Genomic DNA, 20,324 nt, shown 5'->3' on the forward strand with positions numbered 1-20,324 from the left:
ACAGTAGAACAGATTGAAAAAGATAGAACAGATTAGATTGGATCATGGTACAATCGTCTTGAATAGGAGGAATCGATGTGAGCAAAGCGATTCAAAATGGAGATTATCTTTTTAAAAAGGTTTATGATTATGTACTGCACAGAATAGAACGTAAAGAATGGAAAGAACATGAAAAGATTCCCTCCGTCCGACAATTAGCATCTGAAATGAATGTTCATCGATTAACTGTATTAAAGGCTTATCAATTATTGAAACAACATGACAAAGTTTATGTAAAAGATAAAGCAGGTTATTTTGTCCAATCAAATGTGACGAAAAATCTTGAATATCTAGATCTTGACAATCCAATTGTTTCTGCATACGTACAAAAAAATCATTTATCTGAAATCCATCAATCACCTGTTTCTTATCATTTTTCTCAGGCGTTAATTGATCCAAATCTTTTGCCTAATCATTATTTTTCAGATTACGTGAAGAAAGTGTTTGACCTTTATCCAAAAGTACTTGCAACCTACTCAACTGTGCAAGGTGATTTAGAACTACGTGAAACACTCACTCAATATTTTATCAACCAATTTAAAACCCATCTGGGTGCAGATGATCTGTTAATCACTTCTGGCTCACAGCAAGCGATTCACTTAATCGCCCAAACTTTCATTAAGCCAAGAGACGTCGTATTATTTGAACGTCCAAGCTATAGTGCTGCGATTGATACTTTTAGAGCACAAGGGGCACAGATTGTAACAGTTGATATCCATCCAGACGGGTACGATTTACAGCAGGTCGAATTATATATGAAACAATATAAACCACGTCTATTTTATCTCAACCCAACATTCCATAACCCGACTGGTTATACTGTTTCAGTTGAGCAGCGGAAAAAATTAGTAGAATTAGCTGAACAATATCGATGTCTATTAATTGAGGACGATGCCTATCACGACATATATTTTGATCATGCCCCACCACCACCAATTTACACATATGATACTGCTGGTACAGTCATTTATATCCGAAGCTTTTGCAAATATATCTCACCTGGTTTGAGAATTGCAGCTGTTATTTGTCAATCATCGTTAATGAATTCACTACTAGTAGTAAAATCGTTAGCTGATAATGGTTCTCCACTTCTCAATCAAAAGATTTTTCTCTATTACTTTTCATCAATAAGATTGCAGCAGCACTTGGAGAAAATCCGGATCGCCCTTCAGATTCGAAAGGAAATCATGGAGGAAGAGCTAGCAGTAACAGATTGGAAATGGACCAGTCCAAAAGGCGGTCTTAACTTATGGGTAGCACTCCCAGATAAAATTCCGACTGAATTATTATTAACCAAATGTATCGAACAATCTATATCCTTCGTGCCAGGTCAAGTTTGTGATCCATTAAAACAACCATCATCCTGGATACGTTTAAGCTATTCTTATGCAAATGAAAAACAACTAAGGAAAGGGGTAAAAAGGTTTGTCGCAGTGGCACAATCTCTTTCTAAGTGAGGGTAGAGTTTTAGATTAAGGGTTTTACATAGCTATTTCAGAGCTTGCCTTCCTATTTTGTTTTGCAAAAGTTGTGTTAATAAATAGATCCCTTTTTAAACTTTCGCTAAGTGAACGTTCCATAGAACACCTTCGTAACTGAATGTAGACTATCGTGATTCTAATATTTTATCAACCATTCAGGTACTATAAAAAACACAGCCCCTCTAAATGAACAGCTGTGTTTTTTGCTATAAATTATAAAATATTGTCGTATTTCTTGTAATGATACGCGCCGCTTCCTCTGTTGTAAGCCCCTTTATCGAAGCAATAACCTCCATGGAATGATCCATCATCCAAGGAGATGTTCGTTTATTGTCAAAAGGACCTTCAAACGGCCAAGGTCCATCTGTTTCTACCATCATTAGCTCGATTGGGTATTTTTTGATCAGATCTTGAATTTCAGTCTCATACGTACAATCAGGCGTCACAGAAATGAAATACCCATTATGAATCATCCGTTCAATCACTCCCTCATCGCCTTTAAACCAATGAAAATGTGCTTTCGTTACATGGTGTTTTTCTAGCAGGTCACAAACAATAGCCGCGTCCTCATAGACAGCATGTAACACAATCGGTTTATTTAATTCCTTTGCCAATACAATAAACCGTTCTAACAAAGCCTCATACGTATGATCATCAATCGCCTTCTTCCGCCTCAAATAATAAGGCAACCCTACCTCGCCAATTGCCACCATATCATGAGCGTGTTGACGTATCCAATCGAATAATGCCTCTTCCTCCGCATTACTAAGTAACGGTTGTTCAGGATGAAAGCCAAATGCCGCCTTTACCTTTGCATAGGCTTTCGACAGCTTCAACGTCTTCTCACATGATAGTAGATTCATGCTTACGGCAATGACATATTCCACTTCTTCTAGCAAAGGAGTTATGTCGTTTTCTTTATACTTGTCTAAATGAATATGTGCATCAATCAACATTCGCCTCATCCTTTTCTTCTTTTAAATACGAGAATAATTGTTGCTTCAATGCCGTAAATGAAGCGGAATGGCGAATTTCTTCTTGTCTTGGCCTTGCAAAAGGTACGTTTATTTCCTTTTTCATCGTCGCTGGTCGTTTTGTGAGTACAATAATACGATCAGCTAAAAATAGAGCTTCCTCAATATTATGTGTAACGAACAATATAGATTTTCGATATTTCTCCCAAATCGATAATAGCCACACCTGCATTTCTAGCCTTGTAAACTCATCCAGTGCAGAAAACGGTTCATCTAAACATAAAATAGGTTTATTACTGACAATTGCACGGATAAACGATACCCGTTGTTGCATACCACCCGACAGCTCATTAGGATATGCATTAACAAATGTTGCGAGCCCCACTTTATCTAACCATTCCTTCGCAACGTTAACATTAGGTTTTCCATGAAGCTCCTCGACCATCATGACGTTTTCTATGATCGTTCGCCACGGTAATAAACATGGCTGCTGAGGCATATAGCCAATCGTCCCTCTTTTTTTCTGGATATCTGTGCCGTTTAATAAAATAGCACCTTTATCAATAGAAGAAACACCACCAATTAATTGAAAAAGTGTACTTTTCCCACTGCCTGACGGACCGATAATCGCTACAAATTCCCCATCCTTCACCTCAAAAGATAAATTACGGATAACTGGAAGGGAATCAAAGGATTTATCAATGTTTTGAATGCTTAGCATAGTTTCCTCTCCCCTTCACACCAAGTTTTTCTATTAATCGAATAGCACTAAATAATAATAAACTTAAAAACACGATAGCGAAAATCGCTACAAATACACGATCCGTTCGAAATGAAGACTGTGCCAATGTCATATAAACACCAATCCCCATTTTCGCTCCTAACCATTCCGCAATAACCGCCCCCATGACGCTATAGGTTGCTGCTATTTTAATGCCTGAAAATATCGCTGGATACGCATAAGGCCATTCTAACTTCCAAAAGGTTTGGGCTTTCGTAGCACCTATCATCTCAAAATAATGCTTTAGCTCAGGCGAAGTTTGACGAAAACCATCCATTGCCGAAATAACAATAGGGAAAAAGCACACAAGACAAATAATAATGAGCTTTGGCAATAAACCAAAGCCAAACCAAATGATTAATAATGGTGCTAGGACAAGTACTGGGACATTTTGCGACATAATGAGAATAGGGTAAAATAGCTCCCTTATAAACGTAAAACGATGTAATAGCACCGCAACTGTTAGCCCACATAATATCCCGATAGCAAGACCAAGAAGTGCTAATTGGATAGTAGCTAAAGCATGCGGCACAAACGTCTCATACGATTGAAAGCCCTCTTTCAAAATGGCACTCGGTGCAGGCAAAAGCCAATGTGGAATATCAGCAAAACGGACAATTAGTTCCCATATGAATAAGAGGAAGGCGATAAAAATTATCGTCCTTCCTTGTTTAACAGCCTGCTTCATCCCTTGTATTTCTCCGTTAGCGTATCCATTGTAATACCGGATGGCTGATATAAAATTTTCACTTGCGTAATGACATTGATTGCGCCAAGCTCGATCATCTTGGCATTCATTTCTTCAATAATTTGCAGCAAAGTCGTAAGCTCGCCTTCCATTGTCGTTTCTAATGGATGAACTTCATATTTCAACCCTGAAGCGTCGATCACTGCAATCGCTGCATCGACAAACGGGATTACATCCTCATATGTTTCAGTTTTCGGGATAATTTGTACACTTATTAAAGAGTTTGCCATATTACTTTGTCTCCTTTTTCGGTAAAAAGTCGTTTGTAAATGCTTGTTTTGCGTTAAATTCGCCCTCTAAAACTTTGTTGTCAGCCATCCATTTCGCGTAGTTTTCCCAGACAGCTAATTTTTGCTCGCCCCATTGTGCAGCATCGTCTTGATACTTATCTGCTAACCATTCCTGACTTTTATGCACAAGGTTCTTATCTAAATCAGGTACCGCTTCTAGTAAACTATCAGCTGCCTCATTAGGGTGTTTTATTGCATATTCATAGCCCTTTGCTGCAGCAGCGACAAATGCTTTTACCGTCTCAGGATTATCCTGAATCATTTTTTCATTTGTAGCAAGTACAGGGGTGTAATAATCTAACTGCTCACTATAATCTGTTAAATAAAGCATGTTCAGCTTTTCGCCACGAAGTTCTGCTTCAATACCTGTCCATGCATAATAAATCCACGCAAAATCAATATCTTTTTTCATCATAGTGAAGAAATCTAAATCACCTGCATTGACGATATCTAACTTATTAATATCCGCATCTTCTGTTTGCATTAGTGATTGTAGTACAGCCTTTTCAAGCGGTGCACCCCAGCCACCGTATGTTTTCCCTTCAAAATCCTTTGGTGACGTAATACCTTTTGATGCGGTAGATGCGAAGCCAGAAGTATTATGTTGTATAATCGCTGCAATCGATACTAAAGGTACATCCTGCACACGAGCCTGCGTAATCCCTTCCTGATAGCTTACGCCAAACTGAGCCTTTCCTGATGCCACGAGCTGATCTGCACCCGTTTCACCAGGTAATAAAATATCAACATCTAAACCTTGTTCCTTAAAGTAGCCAAGTTTTTCCGCTACATATAAACCTGTATGATTTGTGTTCGGTGTCCAATCAAGAACTACCGATACTTTTGTTAATCCTTTAGCATCCTTTTTAGCCTCTTTTTCGCTACAGCCCACTAATGTTAAAAGTGCAACCATTAGGACCAATAACCATTTTTTCATGCTGAATCCTCCAAGTTAGTAGTGTGAAAGTGTTCATGATTGAAAGTGTTTACCAGAAAAAAGCGTATTCACGGTCTGTTTACACTAAAGCCTGTCCATGCAATAAAAGTCTGAAAACATAAAAAACGTCTAGGATTCCTCCCAGACGTTTTACAATCAGTATCAAAAACTTTCTTTTTTGAATTGATGTTCCCTACGCTGGTACGAGCCAAATCAGGTTCAAAGGGTCAGCGTCTATCGGACACAATCTCAGCTGGCAACTACCAGCCCCCCCACATTCTTTCCATATGAACTTTTCGATGATTATTATACCCATATCCATCCGAAAATGACAAGGGTCTGTTTACCGATAGTGCTGAATTATTATTAAACAGCCTCATAAAAGCACAAAGCTGATTGGTTTCATTTTATAAAAAAACCCAGCTCTCAAAGGGGCTGGGCTAGAAAACTAATGTTATTTCTCTTCTTTTTTGACCGCGAAGACATGTGAAATGGCACCGTCTGTAGCTATATCCACTTTAAAGGAGCCATTTGAATGGCGATCTGCTCGAGTTAATGCTTGTACATCAAGGGACTCTTGCACACCTTTTTCCGTTTCAATCATTAGCTGTTCCCCATCAGTGACCTTGACTACAGCCACGATTCGATGCGGGTTCGCTTTTAACTCTGTTAATACTTTTAAGCCTCGTTTTGCACGACTAGTCATTTCTACTTCGGCTACATTCATTTTCTTCACAGCACCGCGTTGCGTAACAATTGCCACATAGGACGTTTCATCTGGCGGTAAAACATTGATGCCAACTAATGCTTCTCCGTCTTTCAGGGTAATCCCTTTGACGCCACCTGTTTTTACACCTGTTACTGGTAATTCCTCGATTGGGAAACGAATTGCATAGGCAGTATCTGTCGTTAACATTAGTTCTACCTCGTCCGTCACAATACTTGCAAAAATCATTTCATCGCCTGATTTGACATTCATCGTTTTTATCGGCTTGGAATAGCGTGTTACAGCATAATCTGCTACTGATGAGCGTTTAATTTGTCCATCTTTCGTAGCCGTTAAAATATACGTATTGGCCTGTTCGAATGTCTCAAAACCATATACAGCAATAATAGATTCATCTTCTCCGGTTGGCACAATACTTGAAATATGCTGACCAAGATCCTTCCAACGAATGTCAGGTAGCTCATGGACAGGCTGATAAATATAATTGCCTCGATTTGTGAACAGCAGTAGATGATGCTGTGTATTTAAATGTGCTTCATATAATAAATAATCGGAATCTTTCATGGCAAAATCCTGACCGTTTGAAGCTGCATGTGAACGTGTAGATGTTCGCTTAATATAGCCATCCTTTGTAACAGTCACTACGACCTCTTCACTTGGTACAAGGACATCTAACGTAATTTTGATTTCTTCAATCTCTTGCTCGATTTTTGAGCGACGAGGCTCTGCAAAGCGTTTTTTAATGTCGAGCAATTCTTGTTTAATGACACGTACAAGCTTTGCTTCACTATTAAGAATCCCTTCAAGCTTGGCGATCAGTTTATTCAGTTCATCTTGTTCATTGCGAAGCTCTGTAATATCTGTATTCGTTAATCGGTATAATTGCAAGCTAACGATTGCCTCTGATTGTACTTCTGTAAAGTCAAACTTCGCCTGTAAATTCGTTTTTGCATCTCTTTTATCATTCGACGAACGAATCGTTGCAATGACTTCATCTAAAATAGACAATGCCTTTATCAAGCCTTCAACTATATGCGAACGATCTTTAGCCTTTTGCAAATCATAAATAGAGCGGTTTGTCACGACTTCCTTTTGATGGGCAATATAAGAATCCAATAACAATGGCAATGTCATCATTGTCGGACGACGATTATGGATAGCAATCATATTAAAATTATAGGCTACTTGTAAATCAGTTGTTTTAAACAAGTACTGTAAAATCCCTTGTCCTGGAACATCTTTTTTCAGCTCAATGACAACACGTAGGCCGGTACGATCTGATTCATCGCGAATTTCTGCAATTCCTTCAAGTCGTTTATCCACGCGTTGCTCATCGATTTTCTTCACAAGATTTGCTTTATTGACATCATACGGTAATTCCGTAATAACGATTTGCTCTTTGCCACCTTTAATTGGCTCCACGACTGCTTGAGCGCGCACAATGATTTTACCGCGTCCTGTCTCATATGCCTTTTTAATACCATCGACACCTTGAATGATGCCACCTGTTGGGAAATCAGGCCCTTTAATAACGGTCATTAATTCATCAACAGTGGAGTTTGGCTTATCTAAGCGCATAAGAACACCGTCTAGCACCTCATCAAGTGCGTGAGGTGGGATGTCTGTCGCATAACCTGCCGAAATACCCGTTGAACCGTTGACTAATAAGTTCGGGAAGCGAGCTGGTAAAACAGTCGGCTCCATATCCTGATCGTCAAAGTTTGGCACAAATTCAACGGTTTTCTTGCCAATATCGCGGAGCATTTCTGCTGCAATAGCAGATAGTCTTGCCTCTGTATAACGCATGGCTGCCGGTGGGTCACCATCAACAGAGCCGTTATTCCCATGCATTTCAATAAGCATATGGCGCGCCTTCCAATCCTGACTCATGCGCACCATTGCTTCGTAAACTGAGCTGTCACCGTGTGGGTGATAATTACCGATAACATTACCGACAGTTTTGGCTGATTTACGGAATGGTTTATCGTTCGTATTGCCCTCTGTAAACATCGCATATAAAATACGTCGTTGCACAGGCTTAAGACCGTCACGTGCATCTGGCAACGCGCGGTCTTGAATAATATATTTACTATAGCGACCAAAACGGTCACCCATTACTTCTTCTAAAGGTAAATCTTGATACTTTTCCGTACTACTCATGCTTGGTCCTCCTCTTGTTGGATGAATTCATTTTCTAAAATATTTGAATCATCCTCCATACCGAAGTCTACATTAGCTTCGATCCATTTACGGCGTGGCTCTACTTTATCGCCCATTAATGTTGTCACACGTCTTTCAGCACGTGCACCATCTTCAATCGTTACACGAATTAATGTACGCGTATCAGGGTTCATCGTCGTATCCCACAGCTGGTCAGCATTCATCTCACCAAGACCTTTATAGCGCTGTAATATGTAACCCTTTCCAACTTTTTTAATGGCCTTTTGTAAATCATTTTCGGTCCAAGCATATTCAATCACTTCTTTTTTACCAGTGCCTCTTGATATTTTATAAAGCGGTGGTAATGCGATAAATACCTTTCCAGCTTCGATTAATGGTCGCATATATCGATAGAAAAACGTTAACAGCAACACTTGAATATGCGCTCCGTCTGTATCAGCATCGGTCATAATCACGACTTTGTCATATGCTGCATCCTCGACGGAGAAATCTGTTCCGACACCAGCACCAATAGCATGGATAATCGTTGAAATCTCTTCATTTTTCATAATGTCCTGAAGCTTTGCTTTTTCAGTATTAATAACTTTACCACGCAATGGTAAAATCGCTTGGAACGTACGATCTCGCCCTTGTTTTGCAGAACCTCCTGCAGAGTCACCTTCGACTAAATACAGCTCGTTTTTCGCCGCATTTCGCGATTGTGCAGGTGTTAATTTTCCGGAAAGAATCGTACTGCCTTTTTTGCTTTTCTTGCCGTTTCGTGCATCTTCGCGTGCTTTACGAGCAGCTTCTCGTACTTGTTGCGCACGAATAGCTTTACGCACTAGAGATGCAGACAATTCAGCATTTTCCTCAAGCACATATAAAATTTGCTCCGAAACAACACTATCTACCGCCGAACGTGCCTCACTAGTCCCGAGCTTACCTTTCGTTTGACCTTCGAATTGTAGTAAATGCTCTGGAATACGAACAGAAACAATCGCAGCTAAGCCCTCACGAATGTCTGTCCCTTCAAGGTTTTTATCTTTATCTTTTAACAGGCCAATTTTTCGTGCATATTCATTGAAAACACGTGTTAACGCTGACTTGGCACCTGTTTCATGTGTACCACCATCACGAGTACGAACATTGTTAACAAATGAAAGGATTGTTTCTGAGTATCCATCATTGAATTGGAAGGCGAATTCTACTTCAATATCGTCTTGAATCCCTTCCACATACTTAACAGGATGAAGGACATCCTTCTCCTCATTCAAATACGCAACGAAAGCTTCAATGCCGTTCTCATAAAAGAAAACATCACCTTTGCCTTCCTCGCGTTCATCGATTAGCTCAATTTTTAAGCCTTTTAATAAAAATGCGGACTCTCGTAAACGTTCTGCAAGTGTATCATAATTGAATTTTGTTACAGAGAAAATTGTGTCATCTGGTAGAAAATGTACAAGTGTTCCTGTCTGTTTTGTTTGTCCTATTGCTTCTAATGTTGTTACAGGATGGCCACCGTTTTCAAAGCGTTGACGATACTTTTTACCGTCACGATGAATCGTTACTTCTAAAAAAGTGGATAAAGCATTTACAACAGAAGAACCTACACCATGTAAGCCACCACTTGTTTTATAGCCACCTTGTCCAAATTTACCACCAGCATGTAAGACAGTAAAGATAATTTCGGGAGTGGGTTTCCCCATCTTATGCATACCTGTTGGCATTCCACGGCCGAAGTCTCGAACGCTGATACTTTGATTTTTATGAATAGTGACAATGATATGAGAACCAAAGCCAGCCAGTGCTTCATCCACCGCATTATCTACGATTTCATATACAAGGTGATGAAGTCCACGGCCATCTGTAGAACCGATATACATGCCGGGTCGTTTTCGTACCGCTTCTAATCCTTCTAATACTTGAATGGCGTCATCATTATAGACGCTTGGTGACTGTTTATTCGCCAAAAAATTCCCCTCCAAAAAACAAAACGCATGTTCTATTTATGTTCTCTTCCTAATAATAATAGCATTTCCTGTCAATAGCTAGTGACAGACCCAATAAATTTTTAAAATTTCCTCACAGCTTTGTCGTTTTGAGCATGTTACCGGAAGAAAAAGTTGCAATATATGCATTATTATGTATTACTAACTATCCTATTCCCTTGACGCAGGATCATAAACATTAGTTCCATAAATAAAACAACATATGGCTAACTTCTGGTCATTTCTCTCATTTCAAAACGATGCCGATCGGTATAGGTTTTGGTCTTCCATACAGAAGCATTTGAAATTCCACTGCAAAATATACAGTACAGTACTTCATAGCTTCCTTCTGTCTATTTGAAAATTCATACTAACTTACTCTAGAAATTAAAGATAGACTTCTATTCTACCAAAGGAATGGATGATTGACAAAATTGCCTTTTTACCTATATTTCTAGAAAGGGCTTTCATACTGCCAACATGAATCATGTCAAAAACCCTAACATATAATCAAATACATATTAAAATCCTTGAAAAATAGTTATCTTTTATAATGAATTCAAGATACACGAAGAAATCTCCTTCATGTCATTGTAGATTGTAGAGAAAAAGTGTAGAATATTTATTACATATTATTAGTACCAAGTAATAATCAATGAATGAAAGGAGTCCAGCTATGCTAAATGGACTTATTATTTTATGTGCTTATCTAATCGGCTCTATACCTTCAGGATTATGGGTAGGCAAAATTTTTTATAAAACGGATATTCGTGAACACGGAAGTGGAAATTTAGGTGCGACAAACACATTTCGTATTTTAGGAAAAAAAGCGGGAATAGTCGTAACAATTATGGATGTCTTAAAAGGTACAGCAGCCGTATTACTTGTAGCTCTTCCTGTCTTCTCTGACGTCTCCATTCACTCGCTAATTCTTGGACTAGTAGCCGTTGTTGGCCATATGTTCCCTATCTTTGCAGGTTTTCGCGGAGGGAAAGCGGTAGCAACATCAGCAGGCGTTCTCTTAGGTTATTCATGGCCTCTATTTATCTTACTATTTATCGCTTTTGTTGTAACATTAAAAATAACGAAGATTGTAAGCTTAACTTCGATGATTGCCGCTTTAGTAGCACTTATTTATTCAATCGTTTATTATTTTGTTACAGGTGATTTTGCGTTAGGTATTTTAGTAGCTTGTTTATTTACCTTTATCATGTATCGTCACCGAGCAAATATTACCCGCATTAAAAATGGTACTGAACCAAAGGTAAAATGGCTGTAACGAAGAGAGGAGCATTCTAATGAATATCACACTAACAGATAAAGCCCTACAATGGTTTAAACAAGAAATGGAAGTAGAATCCGGAGATACGATTCGTTTTTATGCTAGATATGGTGGTTCCAGTCCTTTTCACGAAGGCTTTTCTCTTGGTATGACACGTGAAGAACCAATCGAAATTGGTGTAAAGACAGTTATTGACGATGTGACCTACTATATTGATGAAAAAGATTTATGGTTCTTCAATGACCACAATTTAAATGTAGATGTGGATGCTACTAATGACGAACTAAAATATACGTATACAAAATAAAGCAGTGTTTCCTTTCTTTATACGAAAGGAACACTGCTTTTTTCTATGAAATCACTTCCAACCTTAGTTTATCTTCTCTCAAAGTTGTACATTCTATATTTATGTAAAAACTTGAGGAGGAAAGAACATGTCTATTTCTAAAATTGCTGATACCTCCCAAAATAACAACCAACTATATAGTTCACTTTCTCAAAATTTAAAGTTGATTAAAAACACACTTGGGAATAGTAATGACCTTGTCATACGAGAAATAACGATTGGAAAAGCTGAACAATATACGTTAGCAATCATTTATATAGATGGCTTATCCGATAAAATAAGCATTTCTAATTCGGTGATTGATAAACTAATGCTTGATATTGAAGATCATCAAGATACAGAAATAGAAAAGATTATTCGATATTTGAGAGATTCTTGTTTAACAGCCGGCGATGTGAATGATATTTTCCATTTTTCAGCACTGTACAATTCTATTTTAAAGGGTAATACGGTCATCTTAATAGATGAATCTTCAACTGGTATCGTGACAAGTACACAAGGTGCAAAAGATAGAGCCATTATGGAACCAGCCACAGAGTCGGTTATTAGAGGTCCTAGGGAATCGTTTACGGAAACATTACGTACGAACACGGCCCTGCTCCGTCGAAAAATTAAAAGTCCTAATCTTTGGATCAAGACCCGGATTGTCGGTGAAGTAACAAAAACGGAAGTTGCAGTTATGTATATCAATGACATTGCCAACGAGAAAATAGTAGCAGAGGTTCTAGCCCGATTAGATCGTATTAATATTGATGGTATTTTAGAAGGCGGCTACATCGAAGATTTTATTCAAGATAACAAATTCACTATATTCCCTACTATTTATAATTCTGAACGGCCTGATGTTATTGCTGGTGAGCTATTAGACGGTAAAATTGCTATTTTAGTGGACGGTTCACCGTTTGTCCTCGTTGTGCCAGCATTATTTACATCCTTTTTACAATCAGCTGAAGATTATTATCAGCATTGGATGATTAGTTCTCTTGTACGCATTTTGAGATTTTTTGGAATTGCCCTTGCCTTGGTGGCACCATCGCTTTACGTAGCAATCACCACCTTCCATCAAGAAATGCTACCGACTCCGATGCTGATCAGTATTGCATCTCAACGTGAAGGAGTCCCCTTCCCTGCCGTTGTTGAGGCACTCATTATGGAGATTGCCTTTGAGGTGTTAAGAGAAGCAGGTCTTCGCATGCCAAGAACCATTGGACCAGCCGTGTCGATTGTCGGAACATTAGTAATCGGCCAAGCTGCTGTAGAAGCAGGAGTTGTATCAGCAGTAATGGTCATTATTGTAGCCTTAACAGCCATTTGTAGCTTCTTGTTCCCTGCCTATGGCTTATCCAATACAGTTCGTGCTCTTCGTTTCCCATTAATGATCGTATCAGCAATCGTTGGACTATTTGGTTTAATGTTTGGCCTGATGATCATCCTACTACATTTATGCAGCATACGAACTTTCGGTGTCCCATATTTAAGTCCATTCGGCCCATTAATTTTAAAGGATCAAAAGGATGCACTTGTGTTGTTTCCGCGTAGAGCTTTATTGACTCGACCACGCTTAGTTAGTAACAAAAACACTGTCCGAGGGCATAAATATTTTAATGCAAAAAAAAGGAATCAAAAGAATGTGTAAACGAGGAATAAACTATGTCAAAATGTAAGGCACTATGTTTACTAATGATTCTTACTATATTTTTAAGTGGGTGTTGGAGTAAGCGTGAACTCAATGAATTAGCAATTGTCGCAGCATTAGGAATAGATAAAGTAGATAATGAATATGACATAACTGTTCAAGTTGTAATTCCTGGTGAAATCTCCTCCAAACAGCCTGCTTCAGGACGATCACCAGTTATTACCTATCATTCAAAAGGTGCAACGGTTTTTGAGGCCATTAGAAAAATGACAACCGTAACAGCTCGAAAACTTTATTTTTCTCATCTTCAAATAGTTGTGCTCGGCGATGAATTAGCTAGGGAAGGAATGGGCAAGCCGTTAGATTTAATTTCAAGAGATCATGAATTCAGAAATGATTTCGATGTCATCGTTGCTCATGAAGCAACTGCCGAAGAAGTTTTAAATGTATTAACACCTATCGAAAAAGTACCAGCTACTAAAATGCTAAATTCTCTTAGAACGTCGGAGAAATCTTGGGGTACAACCCAATCCATTAAAATTGATGAATTAATTAATACTTTAAATACCAAAGAAACAAGCGTAGTTATGTCTGCTATTGAAATTCATGGAGATAAAAGTGTAGGAATGGAGGAAAGGAATGTTAAAAAATCAAAGGCTTCTACGGTCTTGAAATATGCTGGCTTAGCTGTTTTTAAAGAAGATAAATACATTGGGCTTTTAACAGAAGATGAGAGTAGAAGTCTAGGTTTTTTAAAGGACAAAATAGAAAGTACAATTGAAATTATTGCTTGCCCTAACGAAGGTACGTTATCCACTGAAATTACGCACTCAAAGACAAAAATAAAAGGTAAATTTGAAAATGGATCTCCCAAAATCAATGTTTCTATAGATGTAAACCAAAATGTCGGAGAAGTTGAATGTGATATAGACCTTACAAAAGAAAAATCGATTCACTACATCGATAAAAAAACGGAAGAACTTATAAAAAAACGGATCGAAAAAACAATCAGTACAGTTCAGCAAAGTTATCGGGTCGATATTTTTGGATTTGGCGAAGCACTGCACCGCACAAATCCTAAAGAGTGGAAAAAAATAAAAAAAGATTGGCTAACCATATTTCAAGAGATACCAGTTAAAGTTGACGTACATGTTAACACGCAAGGATTAGGAACGATGGAAAACTCATTAGTGAATAAACCGGAGGGAAAATAAGCTATGATCATGACAATATTCATACTAATTATTACAGCTGTTATCGCTTTTACCTACGTTCCAACATTAAAAAAAAAGAAAGAAACGAAAACGCTCGTTATTTTTTCGATTTTTTTATTGCTTGGTACCGCATTAAATATTGCGATCTTATTAAACATCAAAATTCCAAGCCCATTAGACTTGATTACCTTTATTTTTTCACCTATTAAAGATTACATCGTCTCACTGACAAAGTAATAAGGCAATATTATGTTAAGAAAAAGGGGTAGTTCATGATGGAAAAAGAAATCATTAGTTCAAGACAATTTATGATCATTACCCTTCTCTTTTCAATTGGTACAGCCATTTTAATTATCCCTGCAAGTGTAGCAAGTGAAGCAAAGCAAGATGCATGGATTGCAGCGATCATTGGTGTCGTAATAAGTTTGCCTATTTTAAAGCTTTTCGTTACTTTAGGAAATAAAACGCCTACCCTTACATTTGTAGAAGCTAATGAAAAAATATTAGGTCGTTTTTTCGGAAAATTTACTGCCATTGGCTTTATTCTTATATCTTTACTTTCTGCCGGAGAATTATTATATTTCATTGGAATTTTCATGAAAACGGAAATAATGCCAGAAACGCCCACGATGGCGTTTGCATTTCTGTTCAGTATTATCATTATTTATGCTGCATTTTTAGGAATTGAGGTTTTTGCCCGTTCTGCAGAAATACTATTTGCAATATTTTTATTAATTTTTATTTTCTTTGTCGTTTTTATTGCACCTTCCATCCAGATTGAAAATATACAGCCAATATTGGAAACAAAAAAAAAATCATTATTCTTTAGTATAATTCGTTTTATAAGTCTTTTTTCATTCCCACTTGTCGTATTATTAATGATTTTCCCTTCCGCAGTTAACGTCCAAAAATCTGCACAAAAAGGTTTTTACATTGGCGCAATTTTGGGAGGAATTGTCTTAATAATGATCATCACACTATCAATCCTTGTCCTTGGCCCGACAAATACTGCTTCACGGACATACCCTAGCTATGCATTAGCCCAAAGAATTTCAATCGGTAACTTTTTACAGCGTATTGAAGTGATTATGGCCGCCATGTGGATTATCACTATTTTCATTAGAACTTTTATGTATTTTTATGCTGCCGTTATCGGGATTGCACAATTATGTAAAATTAAAAATCATCGACCGCTCATTTTTCCACTCGGCATGATTATCCTTGGAATTTCACAAATTGTTCATCCGAATATTATTCATTCAGATATTTACAATAGAGATATATGGCCTATATTTTCCTTGATTTTAATGATTTTATTACCATTACTATTATTAATTGTCGCCAAGATTCGTAAAATCAATGGTAATCAAGGAAATAATACGCAATGTAATAGTAGTTCGCAAAATCAAAATGGAAATACAACACAGAGTGATAGTAGTAGCAATGGCGGGAATGCTTCTCAAGGTACAGGTAGTAGCAATAATGACAATTCTGCTCAAAGTACGAGTAATAACAATAATTCTACTCAAAGCGATTGTAACGGCAATGGTGGTAATCCTTCTCAAAATACAGGTAGCGACAATGGCGGTAACGCTTCTCAAAGTGCAGGTAGTAACAATAATGACAATTCTGCTCAAAGTGCAAATAGCAGCAATATCGATAATTCTACTCAAAGTGATAGTAACAGCAATGGGGGGAATGATTCTCAAAGCACAAGTAGCAGCAATAATGAAAATCCTGCTCAAAGTGCAAGTAATAGTAATGCCGAAAATACTACACAAAGTAAAAGTGAAAACGATACCGGAAATTCTACACAGAATGATAGCGATACCGGAAATACGCCAAACAGTGATAAGAATAAATAATCGCCAGACAATTAACAGCAGTCTGGTTATTGCCAAAAGCAAAGTGGCTCATTGGACGCCCCTGTAAAGCACCAAGCCGGAACGGAGATGAGTAAAATGATGACCCTAAAATATCAAGGTCATCATTTTTCTAAGGCATTAAATATGATATTCAATTTGATCAACAAAATCCCATTCATATGGTGTTTCTTGATAAACATAGTAGTTCAACCAGTTCGAGAATAACAAATGTGTATGGGCACGCCACGTATTAATCGGTTCATTTGCTGGATCATCATTAGGGAAGTAATTCACCGGCACCTCAATATCTAATCCTTTCGCAACATCGCGACTATATTCATCCGCTAAAGTTGTCGCATCATATTCAAGGTGACCAGTAATCATAATATTTTTATTGTCTTTAGATTGCACAATGAAAACACCAGCATCTTCTGAATAAGAGAGCAATCGTAAATCAGGGTGGTTACGTACTTCATCAATCGATACAGACGTATAACGAGAATGTGGTGCCGTAAACAAATCACTAAAGCCGCGTACTAAATCAACTGTTAAATCCGTAATGACATGAGAATATACACCTGAGCATTTAGCAGAAAGCCCAATTTTGCCAATATCGTAATGATGGTATAACGCTGCCTGAGCACCCCAACATATATGTAGAACCGATGTTACGTTTGTTTTGGACCAGTCCATAATTTCTGAAATTTCCTGCCAGTAGTTCACTTCTTCAAACGGCATTTTTTCTACTGGTGCACCCGTAATAATCATGCCATCATAGCGACGATGACGAATCTGATCGAACGTCGTATAAAATAATTGTAAATGTGATTTACTAACATTTTTCGATTCATGCGTAGCAGTATTCAAAAATGTAATATTCACTTGTAACGGGGTATTCCCTAATAAACGTAGTAATTGCAGCTCTGTTTTTTCTTTTTCTGGCATTAAATTAAAGATTAAAATATTTAACGGACGAATTTGTTGAGTTTTCGCTCTATCCTCTTCCATTACGAAGATTTTTTCCTCACGTAAATGTTCTCCAGCTGGTAAGTTTTTTGGAATATTAATTGGCATCTTGCATTCCCCTCTCTTATATTTCTCTCTGTTAACCCATTATTGGCCTTAGTCTCCATACATAGGCCTTGCGTAAAGTTTTTTTTCGATGAAATTAAAAAATCCCCCTCATTCCATTTGAGATAGAATGAGAAGGATTTTTACCACGTTCACTCTTATCTCTCAAAGGACAAATCCTTTGATGGAATTAGCACCTTTCTAACTTTTGTTAGAGGTTGCTGAAGCGTCATCGGGCCAAATCCCTCAACTTCTCTTGATAAGATTATTTAATTAAGAAGAATTGTAACATGAACAATTAAGAATATCAACAATACATAGAATATTTTGTTATTAACCATGCATGTCATACCGTAATTTGTTTAAAACTAATATTGAAGCTAAGTCCATATATTTTATGGTAAACAAGCTGTAATTATGTTAACATATACCTTTAGTAACAGAGAGGAACGTGAAAAGTTTGATTAAAATTGATTTTCCAAAACCAGATTTAGTAATTCGCCAACGCGAACAAGATTTAAAGCCAGGTGATGTACCAATCACACCGTATTTCGGTTTTATTGATTTCCATAAAATCACACGTGAAAATGGCGGCATTTTCTTATTCTACAATGAACAGAATGAACTATTATTTGTCGGTAAAGCACGTAAAATTCGTCAACGTATTAAAAAGCATTTTGAAGACAATGTGTCACCGATGAAAAATCACCGTGATGAAGTTTTCAAAATTGAAGTATATGAAGTAGATGATCCAATGGAACGTGAAATTTACGAAACATACGCGGTTAATACATTCCGTGCTAAATATAATGTTGATAAAGTTTTTTATTAAGATAAAAAATCTTATATAACAAATAAAATAAGAATCTACAAGCCATCTGTACATGATGGCTTGTAGATTCTTTTATTATTTTCACTCTACAAAAAAAGCTTTACGCTCTTTAGTAATCCATTCCTCAAGCTCCATATCATCATCGCGCTTTAACAATCGATTGACAAGCACATCATGCCATATATAATCCTCTAGTAAATAAATATGCACAGGGTCATTTGTTATAAAAGCCGTTTCTTGATTGGACGGTGAGTGACCATAAATCATCTCTTGACCATCTACAGAGAGAATGAACCAATGTGGTGTGGAAGCATTTCTCGTATATTGAGTAATGCGATGCTGGTCAATCGATGCAACATTTTCATCCACATACAATGTAATGCCATGAACCGGAATACGCTGAGAGACCTCATGTATATCTTCTCGCAATTTTTCATACATATCTTCCCACATTGATAATAATATTTTTTTCTCCGCTTTTTGTAATAACGACTGACAATAATTGACGATTGCTTCTTTTCCTTTTAGCATAACAACCTTATGCTCCGCTTCCTGCTCTTTTACTTCTAATTTTTCTAATTGATCACTAATCGACGTGAAATTCGATTGCCAGCGTTGTTCAACTTGTTGTAAAAACACAGCAACAGGAATGGAAGAGTATGTCGTTTGATCTGCAGTTTCTTCTTTCAGTACTAACCCTTTTTCAACAAGTACATTAAGTATGTCATATATTCTTGCACGTGGGATACCGGAGTTTTTACTTACTTGATAAGCACTAACATGACTATTTTGTACGAGTGCCGTATAAGCTTTTGCTTCATATTCTGTGAATCCCAGTTCTTTTAATTGGGCGATTAATAATTCCATCGAATCCCTCCATTTCCTCTATTATAGTTGAAGGGTATGAAGATACGCCAACGAAAAAATTAGTCTTTACAGCTACACGAAATTTAGTTACTATTTCAGTAGTAACTATTTAAAGAGGTGTAAACATGCTATTTGAAGTAGATTTAAATGTAGTCATTTTATTAATATCTTTTGGATTTTTAGCAGCCTTTGTAGATGCGGTCGTTGGTGGCGGTGGCTTAATAGCATTACCCGCCCTCATGTTTGCAGGTTTAAATCCAGCAGCAGCCGTAGCAACCAATAAGCTTGCTGGTACAATGGGGTCTTTAACATCAACCATTTCCTTTTATCGTTCTGGTCAGCTAGAAATACGTTCGGTTATCAAATACTTCCCTTTAGCTTTTATAGGATCCCTTTTTGGTGCATGGACAGTACATTTAATAAACCCTGAATTACTAAAACCGCTTATGCTAATAATGCTTACTGCTGTTGCAGTCTATACAATCTTCAAAAAAGACTGGGGTTCAGTAGCTTCGGTCAAAAATTTAAAGTTTACGCACTTAGTTTTATTCATGCTATTGTTATTTAGCATCGGTTTTTATGATGGATTTCTTGGTCCAGGAACTGGCTCATTTTTAATTTTCAGCTTTTTACTAATAGGCTTCGATTTTTTAAAGGCAGCAGGAAATGCCAAATTTTTAAACTTAGCAAGTAATTTTGCAGGCCTTTTAATGTTCGCCTACTTAGGTCAAATTCATTTTGTCTACGGTTTACTGATGGGTGTAGCTCAAATTGCCGGTGCATTTGTAGGCTCTCGTATGGCGATTAAAAAAGGTAGCGGCTTTGTTCGCGTATTGTTTATTATCGTAACGATTACATTGCTCACTAAAAATGCTTATGATTACATAAAAAACGCCGTAGATATCTAGCTCTACGGCGTCTTTGTTTTTTTGGGCATTCTCTCCTTCATTTCGGAGAGACTTTTCGTCGTTTCAGTAGTTCTTTCTACGATTTTCGGGGTTCTATCCGTCGCTTCGCAGGGTCTTTCCATCACTTTGAACGTTCTATCCACGATTTTGGACGTCTATCCACGTTTTCGAGGGT

Annotated in this window: 18 protein-coding genes and 2 riboswitches; of the genes, 9 read left to right on the forward strand and 9 right to left on the reverse strand. The window is 37.5% G+C overall.

Annotation, left to right across the window (positions count from 1 at the left end; all coding sequences use genetic code 11):
- Positions 1 to 77 precede the first annotated feature (77 nt).
- Positions 78 to 1,496: an aminotransferase-like domain-containing protein gene (locus tag AC3WSO_RS12975; RefSeq protein ID WP_492531304.1), complete on the forward strand. Its 1,419-nt coding sequence runs from the start codon at positions 78 to 80 to the stop codon at positions 1,494 to 1,496.
- Positions 1,497 to 1,726: 230 nt separating this feature from the next.
- Here the strand turns inward: AC3WSO_RS12975 and AC3WSO_RS12980 are convergent, their stop codons facing one another.
- From AC3WSO_RS12980 to parE, 7 genes are all read right to left on the reverse strand, one after another.
- Complete coding sequence (locus AC3WSO_RS12980; protein ID WP_492531306.1) at positions 1,727 to 2,476, reverse strand: TatD family hydrolase; 750 nt, start codon at positions 2,474 to 2,476, stop codon at positions 1,727 to 1,729.
- Positions 2,466 to 3,215 carry an ABC transporter ATP-binding protein gene (locus tag AC3WSO_RS12985; RefSeq protein WP_492531307.1) on the reverse strand — a complete coding sequence of 250 codons (750 nt, stop codon included), beginning with the start codon at positions 3,213 to 3,215 and terminating at the stop codon, positions 2,466 to 2,468. The genes AC3WSO_RS12980 and AC3WSO_RS12985 overlap by 11 nt, the downstream gene beginning before the upstream one ends.
- Entirely contained in the window at positions 3,193 to 3,963 is a 771-nt protein-coding gene (locus AC3WSO_RS12990) for an ABC transporter permease (RefSeq protein ID WP_492531309.1), read from the reverse strand. The genes AC3WSO_RS12985 and AC3WSO_RS12990 overlap by 23 nt, the downstream gene beginning before the upstream one ends.
- Complete coding sequence (locus AC3WSO_RS12995) at positions 3,960 to 4,253, reverse strand: thiamine-binding protein (protein ID WP_492531311.1); 294 nt, start codon at positions 4,251 to 4,253, stop codon at positions 3,960 to 3,962. The genes AC3WSO_RS12990 and AC3WSO_RS12995 overlap by 4 nt, the downstream gene beginning before the upstream one ends.
- A 1-nt stretch (position 4,254) precedes the next feature.
- Positions 4,255 to 5,250: an ABC transporter substrate-binding protein gene (locus AC3WSO_RS13000; protein WP_492531313.1), complete on the reverse strand. Its 996-nt coding sequence runs from the start codon at positions 5,248 to 5,250 to the stop codon at positions 4,255 to 4,257.
- 173 nt (positions 5,251 to 5,423) lie between these two features.
- Positions 5,424 to 5,534: riboswitch (TPP riboswitch) on the reverse strand.
- Positions 5,535 to 5,704: 170 nt separating this feature from the next.
- Positions 5,705 to 8,137: a DNA topoisomerase IV subunit A gene (gene parC, locus AC3WSO_RS13005; RefSeq protein ID WP_492531315.1), complete on the reverse strand. Its 2,433-nt coding sequence runs from the start codon at positions 8,135 to 8,137 to the stop codon at positions 5,705 to 5,707.
- Complete coding sequence (gene parE / locus AC3WSO_RS13010) at positions 8,134 to 10,110, reverse strand: DNA topoisomerase IV subunit B (protein WP_492531317.1); 1,977 nt, start codon at positions 10,108 to 10,110, stop codon at positions 8,134 to 8,136. The genes parC and parE overlap by 4 nt, the downstream gene beginning before the upstream one ends.
- Before the next feature lie 694 nt (positions 10,111 to 10,804).
- Between parE and plsY the strand changes: the two genes are divergently transcribed.
- The 6 genes from plsY (at position 10,805) to AC3WSO_RS13040 (ending at position 16,471) form a co-directional block, all read left to right on the forward strand.
- Positions 10,805 to 11,407, forward strand: coding sequence for a glycerol-3-phosphate 1-O-acyltransferase PlsY (plsY, locus tag AC3WSO_RS13015; RefSeq protein WP_492531319.1), 603 nt, complete (start codon positions 10,805 to 10,807; stop codon positions 11,405 to 11,407).
- A 19-nt stretch (positions 11,408 to 11,426) separates the two neighbouring features.
- Positions 11,427 to 11,717 (forward strand): HesB/YadR/YfhF family protein, encoded by a 291-nt coding sequence (locus tag AC3WSO_RS13020; protein WP_492531321.1) that lies wholly within the window; start codon positions 11,427 to 11,429, stop codon positions 11,715 to 11,717.
- Positions 11,718 to 11,844: 127 nt separating this feature from the next.
- Entirely contained in the window at positions 11,845 to 13,392 is a 1,548-nt protein-coding gene (locus AC3WSO_RS13025) for a spore germination protein (RefSeq protein ID WP_492531323.1), read from the forward strand.
- A gap of 14 nt (positions 13,393 to 13,406) precedes the next feature.
- The gene (locus AC3WSO_RS13030) at positions 13,407 to 14,606 is read left to right on the forward strand and encodes a Ger(x)C family spore germination protein (RefSeq protein WP_492531324.1); all 1,200 of its coding nucleotides are present in this window, start codon (positions 13,407 to 13,409) and stop codon (positions 14,604 to 14,606) included.
- 3 nt (positions 14,607 to 14,609) lie between these two features.
- Entirely contained in the window at positions 14,610 to 14,843 is a 234-nt protein-coding gene (locus tag AC3WSO_RS13035) for a hypothetical protein (RefSeq protein WP_492531326.1), read from the forward strand.
- Between the two features lie 38 nt (positions 14,844 to 14,881).
- Positions 14,882 to 16,471 carry a GerAB/ArcD/ProY family transporter gene (locus tag AC3WSO_RS13040; RefSeq protein WP_492531327.1) on the forward strand — a complete coding sequence of 530 codons (1,590 nt, stop codon included), beginning with the start codon at positions 14,882 to 14,884 and terminating at the stop codon, positions 16,469 to 16,471.
- A gap of 138 nt (positions 16,472 to 16,609) precedes the next feature.
- Here AC3WSO_RS13040 and metA read toward each other — a convergent pair whose 3' ends face one another.
- Positions 16,610 to 17,545 carry a homoserine O-acetyltransferase MetA gene (gene metA / locus AC3WSO_RS13045; RefSeq protein WP_492531329.1) on the reverse strand — a complete coding sequence of 312 codons (936 nt, stop codon included), beginning with the start codon at positions 17,543 to 17,545 and terminating at the stop codon, positions 16,610 to 16,612.
- A 152-nt stretch (positions 17,546 to 17,697) separates the two neighbouring features.
- A riboswitch (SAM riboswitch) is annotated at positions 17,698 to 17,808 on the reverse strand.
- A 194-nt stretch (positions 17,809 to 18,002) separates the two neighbouring features.
- Here metA and AC3WSO_RS13050 point away from each other — a divergent pair.
- Positions 18,003 to 18,374, forward strand: coding sequence for a nucleotide excision repair endonuclease (locus tag AC3WSO_RS13050; RefSeq protein WP_492531331.1), 372 nt, complete (start codon positions 18,003 to 18,005; stop codon positions 18,372 to 18,374).
- Positions 18,375 to 18,455: 81 nt separating this feature from the next.
- On the opposite strand, the gene AC3WSO_RS13055 is transcribed toward AC3WSO_RS13050, so the two are convergent.
- A complete protein-coding gene (locus AC3WSO_RS13055; RefSeq protein WP_492531333.1) occupies positions 18,456 to 19,241 on the reverse strand; it encodes a TrmB family transcriptional regulator in 786 nt (261 codons plus the stop codon).
- Positions 19,242 to 19,366: 125 nt separating this feature from the next.
- On the opposite strand from AC3WSO_RS13055, the gene AC3WSO_RS13060 reads away from it, so the two are divergent.
- The gene (locus AC3WSO_RS13060) at positions 19,367 to 20,149 is read left to right on the forward strand and encodes a TSUP family transporter (RefSeq protein ID WP_492531335.1); all 783 of its coding nucleotides are present in this window, start codon (positions 19,367 to 19,369) and stop codon (positions 20,147 to 20,149) included.
- Positions 20,150 to 20,324 lie beyond the last annotated feature (175 nt).

The organism is Lysinibacillus sp. EB106-09-02-XG168 (assembly GCF_058791475.1).